Here is an 8,614-nt window from a genome sequence, read left to right as displayed (position 1 = left end):
GTTACTTTGGGGCTCTTTTCCAAAGTGACCCGCTGTAAAAGCGGAACCAATAGTGACCGTAACTTAATTACGGATATGTACTCAGTCTGATCCAACATCCTGGTCGGCCCTGAGGCCGCCATCGGGAGCAAGCCCCCTCCCACATTTGGATCTCGATTTGTCAGGTAGATATGTGCAGGCTGTCCGACCGTCACGAGAGCAAGCTCCCTAGCCACAGGTATGGCGCCGAGACCATCAGGTCCAGGCCACCACCAACAACCCGGCACCCAACACCAGGCACAACGGCGAGTACAGGTACGTATCCAGGCGTGCAAACCGAGAGTTGCCGACCTTCTTGAAAAAACCTACCAGCTCCGAATCGCCAATCGCCCGGGCAAACATCAGCACCGCAATCGCACTGATGCCCCACTGCAACGCACCATGGGACACCGGCGAGAAATACAGCCCGGCGCGCAGGCAAACCAGCAAGGCAATCGCTACCAGCCCCATCGCGACCAGAAAGGTGCCCAGCGCCGACGGCTTGAACGCCGGTCGCGGCCCGCTGGCAAATTCGCCAGGCAGTTGCGGAATCGCCGCCAGGTTGCCGAATTTGCCGCCAGCCGCCCAGTAAAGATGCACCATGCTGATAAAGGTAAAAACCCCGACAATCCATCGCGCAATGACAAAACTCATGGCGGACGCTCCCGAAAAATATGGGAATCAGGATAGTCGCCCTGAGATTTTTTGCAGGCATTTCGTCGGCGGCTGATGTTAAAGTGCCGCCCCATGAAACTCGCCCGTGCCGACCGCTCGCTCATTGCCTGGATGCTCTACTGCTGCGTCCTGTTCAATGTATTCGCCTGCAGCATTGGTCATGGGCAGATGGTGGGGATGCAGCTCAACGGCATCAGCGGCCAGTTCTGTACGGTGGACCCGCGCACCCAGGCGCCCCTGCCCAGCAACTCCACGGATGAAAGTCTGCCAACCCTGTCGAAGGCCTTTGGTTGCCCGCTGTGTTCTACCGGCGGCATGGGGCCTGCGCTCAACTCCCATCTGAATGTGGCGGTACTGCCACAACCCCATGCGCCACCTGCTGCGGTGGTGCTTGCCGCTGATATTCCTGCCCGTTTCACCTGGCCCACGGCTAACCCGCGTGCGCCACCTGCCTACGCCTGATCCCTGCGCTTTCTGATCTGCATTGCCGACCGATTCCGAGAGGAAGGACCGGTGGCTGTGCGTTGTTTTCAAGCCAAGTTTTCAGGATTCAACCATGAAACATCTACCCCTGTTGGCGGGCCTGTTCGGCTGCCTGCCCGTTTGCGCCTGCGCCCTTGAGTTGGCGCCGACCACCATTGAAGGTGATCAAAACATTGAGCCCGGCCTGGCCCTGGATCAATCCAGCGGCATGGCCTCGCGCCTGGGCCTGAGCGTGCGGGAAACCCCGGCGTCGGTGGCCATCGCTAACCGCAACGATATCGAGCGCCGTGGCGCCAGGACCTTTCGCGAGGCGGCCAATACCCTGCCCGGCGTCAACGCCAGCGCGCCGCCCGGGTTTGGTGGTTTTGTCTCGTACCGCGGGTTTACCAGCAGCCAGATCACCCAGATGTTCAACGGCATCAATGTTGCCACGGGCCTGTCGCGGCCGGTGGATGCGTGGATCTACGACCGTGTGGAACTGATCGGCGGCCCCTCCTCCCTGATCAACGGCGCCGGCTCCGTGGGCGGCTCGCTCAATTACGTGAGCAAGTTGGCCACCCGTGAAGAACAGGCCGCAGAAGGCCAACTGACCTACGGCAGCTACGACACCGCCGGTATGGCCTTCGGCCTTAATCACGCGCTGACCGAGCCCGGCGCCGATGTGCAGCATTACGCGCGACTGGATGTGAGCCGCAACACCAACCACAGCCACATCGACCGCGCTCAACGGGATGCCTGGAGCGTGGCGTTTTCCCTGCTCAGCGACCTCACGCCCAACCTTTCCCACACCCTGGCCCTGGAATATCAGGATGAGCATGAAGACAGCCCGTATTGGGGCACACCGGTGCTCAACCCCAAGGCCGGCGAACTGAAGATCGACAAGCACAACCGCTTCAACAACTACAACGTCGCCGACGGACGTTACGAACAGCGTACGATCTGGGCGCGCTCGATCATCGACTATCGGATCAACGACAGCACCACGCTGAAAAATACCCTCTACCACCTCGACAGCCAGCGCGATTACCGCAACCTGGAGACCTACCAGTACAACGCCGACAACAGCGCCGTTAACCGCTCCACGGCCTATCAGGTGCGGCATCAGGGCGAACAGAACGGCAACCAGTTTGAACTGCGCCATGACAACAACCTTTTCGGCCTCTCCACAACCTGGTCCGGCGGCTTTGAGTACAAGGTCAACAGCACCACCGGCCATCCACTAATCAAGCCGGGTAACAGTACGGTTGACCCGAACAACTACAACCCGGGGCACTTCTATGACATCCCCGGCATCAAGCCGGGTTTTGCCAAAGGCACGACTAACCAGGTGACCACCAAGGCGCTGTTCGTGGAAAACCGCCTGGGGCTGACGGATAAGCTCTCGCTGCTGACCGGCCTGCGTTATGACGCCATTGACATGGACGTAACCAACCACCGCGCGACCACCACCCCACGGCACTTCAAGCGCAGTTGGGAGCCCGTGACGGGACGTGTAGGCCTGACCTATCAATTCATCCCGTCAGCCAATGTCTACGTGCAATACAGCACCGCCGTGGAACAGCCCAATACCACCACCCAGGTGTTCGACGTGTCCACCGGCAAGCAGTGGGAGATCGGCAGCAAGTTCGATTACCTGGACGGTCGCGGCTCGGCAACGGTCGCCGTCTACAAGATCGAACGCGAAGACTTTGCCGTCACCGACCCGCAGGACCCCACCAACAGCATCCCGGTGGGCGCGCAGACGTCCAAGGGTATCGAACTGGCCAGCTCACTGCGCATCACGCCAAGGCTGCTGGCCGAAGGCAACTTCGCCTGGGTGGATGCCGAGTACGATGAATTCAATGAGAAAGTTGCCAGCGGCGCCGTGGTATCGCGCAAAGGCAATACGCCGACCAATGTGCCCAAGCGCGTGGGCAACCTGTGGTTGACCTACGACTTTTCCGAGGACTGGCAAGGGGGGGTGGATGCGCGCTATGTCGACCAGGTGTATGCCGATTATGCCAACACCCAGACAGTGCCGGCTTACACGCTGTTCGGTACGTTCCTGCGCTACAAGCTCGACGCCCGTACCTCGGTGACCGGGCGGGTGCGTAACTTGACCAATGAGGTGTATGCCGAGTTTGCGCATGTGTCGCCGGCGTATTACCTGGGTTCGCCGAGAACGTTTGAGGTAGCGGTGCAAACCAAGTTCTGAGCCTGAAATGCAGTCAACTGTGGGAGGGGGCTTGCTCCCGATAGTGGTGGTTCAGTCAATGCATATGCAAGCTGATACACCGCTATCGGGAGCAAGCCCCCTCCCACATTAAGACTATCGGTTACTTGAGACTCGCCTCAACCTTCTGGGCTACATCGGGCGTCAACCACGCCTTCCACACCTCAGGGTGCTCCTTGAGGAACGCCTGGGCCACGTCCCGTGGCGCGGTGTGGTTTTCGCTCATCTTCGCCAACGCCTTGTTAAGCGGCTCGATGGGGAACTCGACTTTTTCAAAGAACTGGGTGATCTGCGGATATTGCTGCTGGAACGGCGTCGATACGCCAATGCTCAATTTGGATGCCAGCGAGCGCGTAGGCTTGGGGTCCGTGTTCTCCGCGTCGGTCAGGGTCTTCCATGCATCGGCATCAAACGGCGGTTCTTCCAGCTGGATCAATTTATAGCGCCCCATCAACGGGGTGGGTGACCAGTAATAGAACAGCACCGGCTTGCCCCGGCGGATCGACGAGGCAATCTCGGCATCCAGCGCTGCGCCCGAGCCGCTGCGGAAATTCACGTAAGTGTCGTCCAGGCCATAGGCCTTGAGCTTCTGTTTGTTGACCACTTCGGACGTCCAGCCGATGGGGCTGTTGAGAAAGCGCCCTTTGCCCGGGGATTCCGGGTCTTTGAATACATCCTTGTAGCGCGCCAGGTCCTGTACGCTTTTCAGGTCCGGCGCCAGGGCCTTGAGGTTTCTGGACGGGTCGCCCTTGACCACATATTCCGGCACCCACCAGCCTTCAGTGGCGCCTTTGACCGTGTCTCCAAGCCCTACCACTTTGCCTTCGGCTTCAGCCTTGACCCAAACAGGGCTGCGGCCCGCCCACTCTTCGCCGATCACCTGGATGTCGTTCTTGGCCAGGGCGGTTTCCAGGGTGATGGTGGTGCCAGGCAAGGTGTCGGTGGGCAAGTCATAACCCTTTTCGACGATAAAGCGCAGCACTTCGGTGATCAGGCTGCCGCTTTCCCAGTTGAGGTCGGCAAAATGCACCGGTGCCTGTGCAGCCGATACCGGCAGTGACAGACTCAGGGCCGTCAGTGACGCGGCCAGCAGTGACTTCAATCCTCTCATGCCTTTGCACCTCGCGTTCTCGCAGTCATGGCAAACGGCTTTGCCGCTAATGCGCGAAGCCTCTGAATAGTTAAGTCAACTCAACTGTAGTAGAGGTTCCGAAAGACAAAGGTGCACAGCGTATTTATCGGTTATTCGCTGGCCTTGAACGTCACCAGTTCACCCTTGCGCCACTTGGCGGCCTTGCCCGTCACGGCCTTGAGAGTTTTGGTCAACCCTTCCTGCAATTGTTCATGGGCGGCAAATACCAGCATCACGCTATGGCCTTCCTTGAACACAATGCCCTGGCCTTCGTTCGACGATACAAAGGCGTAGTCGCCGAGGCCGTAAACGGTCAACTTGATATCGCGAAACTTGAGTTCGAACTTTCCACCTTCGCGGCTGGGTAAAACAGCCGCACGGAAATGGTCGCCCACCTTGAGTTCCAGGCGTGGCTTGTCATCCACGACCAGTGCCGCTTCGGTATCGATCTCGGCGATGTAGATGCCTTCCGGCGTCTGCTCAGTGACGTAGACAAACCGGGATTGAAACTGTTTGACCAACTTTGCGCGCAAATCACCCAGCACGAATAACGCGTGCATATCCAGATTACTGACTGCCAAGGAAACGCCCCCACATCAAGAAAGCGCTGGCCGCCGAAGCGGGCAGCACAAAAAAACGGCCGTCACGGCACGATCACACATTCGTCAAAAACCTGAAGATAACCCGCAGGACTCGTACACCCAGCCGCGGTGGACCTAAAGCAAGGTCAGCCGGTGGCACAGCAAATCACAGGTTCAACGACCCGAGAATACGAGTCGACCAACTTCAGAGAATAACCCAGTCAAAAGTGCACTTTCCGACACCCGAAACAAAAAATACACGGGCATGGAACCAGTTGCGAACTACCGACGACAATACTAAAACAGCAAGCCGGGTCAAAACCACCCGAAACGCCAAACACAGGCTAACAAGATCGATCGACAGGAGCTGAGCATGCAACGACGTCAACACAATGCTACGTCCTTCCACACTCGTTCATCATGTCCAGACGAACGCCAATACTACTGCTTGCATAACCTTGATGGGTACTCCCATTCGGTTATTTACCAAGTGGTACCGGCCGGAAAGAACTTTTTCCACATTCTTGAAGTGCCCAGTGGCAGGATCAAGGGGTTTCGCAGCGACCACAATAAAGCCTGTGAATTGGCCAAAATGCTTGAAGCCAGGCTGCATGCCCTTTGCGGGGGACTCGTTTCGTCACCTGGGTGACTTTACTGCGCCTGCGCCCCTCAACAACTGCCATACTGGCCCGTCCATTGAAGTTTGCCCCGTGCGGGTCAGGTTTCATCAGTGCAGTTACCTTGAAGGGAAGGCTATACGTGACGGAATTTGATATTGGCGAATTTTTTATCCACGGCGATGCCAGGGAAGTAGACGGAGAGTTTCAAGCAGTCATTATCATGCGGGCCAAACCACCGCTGACCACTGTGACCGCGCACCAGGTAGAAAAAGACCGTTGGTTCAAGACTGTAGACGCCGCTGCCTTTGCAGCAAAGGAAGCCGCAAAAGCCCTGAAAACCGCCGTGGATTCGGGTGCTCTCAATTCCTGACACCTCGATAGAACTCTAACGCGCCTCAAGCCTCCCATACACAACGATCCTCACTTTGTATGGAGTACCCAATGGACGCGCCAATCCCCACGCTCGAAACCCTGTTTGAACAACTGGGCCTGGACTCAACCCCTGAGGCCATTGATGCCTTCATCGTCGCGCATCCGTTGCCGGAAGGCGTGAAGTTGATCAATGCGCCGTTCTGGACGCCCCAACAGGCGCAGTTTCTTAAGGAAGAACTGCGTGAAGACGCTGAGTGGGCCATCCCGGTGGATGAGTTGAATCAGCGCCTGCATCAATCTCACTAGCACGGTCTCAGTGCAGGCTGTCTGACTGTTCCATGCGCAACAGCGCTTGCCAGGCAGCCTGACACTCCTGCGCCTCATCGCGACTGGCAAAAGCGGTGCCGCGCTGTTCACCATTGAGCAACACTACCCAGCAGGCTTTCTGACCCAAGGCACGCAGGGTCTCAGGTACACCGCTGCCGATCATCACGGCCACATCGACTTTGTTTTGCATGGAAGTTCTCCGTAGCATTAGTTAGCTGCCTAACAATGTTGGCCATGCTACGGTTTTATTCCAGTTGGAAAAAGCTATCCTGGGAATAGCTTCATTGCATAAACAGCAACAATCCATCGCGCCAGACGCGGGCCGTATGATCTCGGGAGGTTGTTGCAGACGGGGCAGCCAGCTCACTGGCAGGCCCCCCCATTCAGCACATCAGGCTTGACGCTGATGCTTGTCGATCTGCTCGTGGCGCTCTTGGGCTTCGATGCAGTACTTGGTGGTCGGGCTGATCAGCAGGCGCTTGAGGCCGATCGGCTCGCCGCTGTCATCACACCAGCCAAAAGAATCTTCCTTGATGCGCTCCAGGGCGCGCTCAAGTTGCGGCAGCATACGCTGGTCGCGGTCAATGGCATTTACCAGCCAGGTGCGCTCTTCTTCGACGGAAGCCGCGTCAGCCGGGTCCGCCGGGGTGTCCAGGCTTTCAATGGCGATGCGGTTCTGTTCAATGCGCTCGTGGTGTTCCACCTTCATGTTTTGCAGCAACTTCTCGAAAAAAGCGTGCTGTTCGGCATTCATGTAGTCATCCGCCGGCATGGCCAGCAACTTTTCCTTTGTCATTGATTTCTCTATAAAAAATACGTGCATTAAGGCGAATAAGGGAGCGTTCCGCAAGGCCTGTGCAGGTCTCGGAAGGGCGCCGTCCATTTCAAGCGCCACCCGGCACTCAATTTACGAGGGGCGGCAGTCTAAGGCCGACTTGAGAGCGCAGCAACTGAAAAGACAGGCATTTTTTCCCAATTAACCCCCAAAGGCACCAGGACGGGCTTGGCGAACGGTCATCGGAGTGCGTTTATAGCAAGAAATTCAAGTTTGTGGAGCTATATAGAAGACAAACGGTTGAAAGTGGCTGATCCCGGGCTAAATGTGGGAGGGGGCTTGCCCCCTCCCACATTTGATCTGAGTCGGCCCTTGGATTCACTCAGCGCTTGAGCTTGCGCTTGTTGCGGTACTGGTCGATCACCACTGCCACCACGATGATCAGGCCCTTGATGATGTCCTGGATATACGCATCCACCCCCACGAAGGTAAACCCGCTGGCCATCACGCCGAGGATCAGCGCGCCGATCACGGTGCCGGTGATGCGCCCCACCCCGCCCGCCAGGCTGGTGCCGCCGATCACCGCAGCGGCAATCGCATCCAGCTCGTAGGACATGCCCATGCCCGCCTGCCCTGTCGCGGCACGGGCCGAGGCCACCACGCCGGCCAGGCCCGCCAGCAGCCCGGCGATGCTATAGACGATGATCAAGTGGCGCTTGACGTTGATGCCCGAGGTGCGCGCCGCCTGCATATTGCCGCCGATGGCGTAGGTGTACTTGCCGTACTTGGTATAACGCAGAGCAATATGGAAGATCACCGCCACCACCAGGAAGATGATCACCGGCATGGCACCATGGCCGATGGCCGTGTAGGAATCCGAGAGCATGCTCACCGGCTGGCCTTCGGTGTAGTAACGCGCCAGGCCACGGGCCGAGACCATCATGCCCAGGGTCGCGATAAACGGCGGGATGCCGGTCACCGCGATAATGCTGCCATTGATCGCCCCTGCCAGCAGCCCCACGCCCAGGCCCATCGCCACCGGGATCCACACCGGCAAGTCGGTCAGGGACGGAAACACCGCCCGGGAAAAATCCGAGGTCTGCGCCAGGCTGGCAGCGATCATCGCCGACAAGGCCAGCACCGAGCCTGACGACAAGTCGATCCCCGTGGTGATGATCACCTGGGTCACGCCGATGGCCAGCAGGCCAATGATCGAGACTTGCAGAATCATCAGCACCAGGCGCTGGGAGTTCATCAAGAAGCTCTGGTCGCGCACGATCCAGCCGAACAGTTCAAACACCAGGCCGATACCGATCAGCACCAAAAAGATGCTCAGCTCGGTGGGCATGCGTCGACGATTCTTCACCGGTGCCGTCGCCGGCTTGTTGTCTGTTATTGCGTTCATAGCCCATCACCTTC

General features: G+C 58.2%; 10 protein-coding genes. 4 read left to right on the top strand and 6 right to left on the bottom strand.

From position 1 onward, the window contains the following. Positions 1-234: 234 nt before the first annotated feature. The gene (locus E4O97_RS07995; protein WP_248161105.1) at positions 235-672 is read right to left on the bottom strand and encodes a DUF3995 domain-containing protein; all 438 of its coding nucleotides are present in this window, start codon (positions 670-672) and stop codon (positions 235-237) included. A 93-nt stretch (positions 673-765) separates the two neighbouring features. Here E4O97_RS07995 and E4O97_RS07990 point away from each other — a divergent pair, with 93 nt between their 5' ends. Both E4O97_RS07990 and E4O97_RS07985 read left to right on the top strand, forming a co-directional pair. After that, positions 766-1,155, top strand: coding sequence for a DUF2946 domain-containing protein (locus E4O97_RS07990; RefSeq protein WP_005787761.1), 390 nt, complete (start codon positions 766-768; stop codon positions 1,153-1,155). 94 nt (positions 1,156-1,249) lie between these two features. Next, entirely contained in the window at positions 1,250-3,370 is a 2,121-nt protein-coding gene (locus E4O97_RS07985) for a TonB-dependent receptor (protein ID WP_248161104.1), read from the top strand. A 121-nt stretch (positions 3,371-3,491) separates the two neighbouring features. On the opposite strand, the gene E4O97_RS07980 is transcribed toward E4O97_RS07985, so the two are convergent. Then, the gene (locus E4O97_RS07980; protein ID WP_248161103.1) at positions 3,492-4,499 is read right to left on the bottom strand and encodes an ABC transporter substrate-binding protein; all 1,008 of its coding nucleotides are present in this window, start codon (positions 4,497-4,499) and stop codon (positions 3,492-3,494) included. Positions 4,500-4,630: 131 nt separating this feature from the next. Then, the gene (locus E4O97_RS07975; protein ID WP_177327419.1) at positions 4,631-5,080 is read right to left on the bottom strand and encodes a hypothetical protein; all 450 of its coding nucleotides are present in this window, start codon (positions 5,078-5,080) and stop codon (positions 4,631-4,633) included. Between the two features lie 780 nt (positions 5,081-5,860). On the opposite strand from E4O97_RS07975, the gene E4O97_RS07970 reads away from it, so the two are divergent. Beyond that, complete coding sequence (locus E4O97_RS07970) at positions 5,861-6,091, top strand: hypothetical protein (protein ID WP_005787750.1); 231 nt, start codon at positions 5,861-5,863, stop codon at positions 6,089-6,091. Between the two features lie 71 nt (positions 6,092-6,162). Continuing rightward, positions 6,163-6,399: a DUF2789 domain-containing protein gene (locus E4O97_RS07965; RefSeq protein WP_248161102.1), complete on the top strand. Its 237-nt coding sequence runs from the start codon at positions 6,163-6,165 to the stop codon at positions 6,397-6,399. Between the two features lie 7 nt (positions 6,400-6,406). Here E4O97_RS07965 and E4O97_RS07960 read toward each other — a convergent pair whose 3' ends face one another. From E4O97_RS07960 to E4O97_RS07950, 3 genes are all read right to left on the bottom strand, one after another. Beyond that, complete coding sequence (locus E4O97_RS07960) at positions 6,407-6,610, bottom strand: hypothetical protein (RefSeq protein ID WP_005787746.1); 204 nt, start codon at positions 6,608-6,610, stop codon at positions 6,407-6,409. 201 nt (positions 6,611-6,811) lie between these two features. Further along, positions 6,812-7,216 carry a TraR/DksA C4-type zinc finger protein gene (locus E4O97_RS07955; protein ID WP_248161101.1) on the bottom strand — a complete coding sequence of 135 codons (405 nt, stop codon included), beginning with the start codon at positions 7,214-7,216 and terminating at the stop codon, positions 6,812-6,814. Between the two features lie 361 nt (positions 7,217-7,577). After that, complete coding sequence (locus E4O97_RS07950) at positions 7,578-8,600, bottom strand: ABC transporter permease (RefSeq protein WP_003191668.1); 1,023 nt, start codon at positions 8,598-8,600, stop codon at positions 7,578-7,580. Positions 8,601-8,614: the final 14 nt, after the last annotated feature.

This window comes from Pseudomonas sp. W15Feb34, from assembly GCF_023127765.1.
Taxonomy (GTDB): Bacteria; Pseudomonadota; Gammaproteobacteria; order Pseudomonadales; family Pseudomonadaceae; genus Aquipseudomonas; species Aquipseudomonas synxantha_A.
This window is presented reverse-complemented; position numbering and strand designations above follow the sequence as displayed.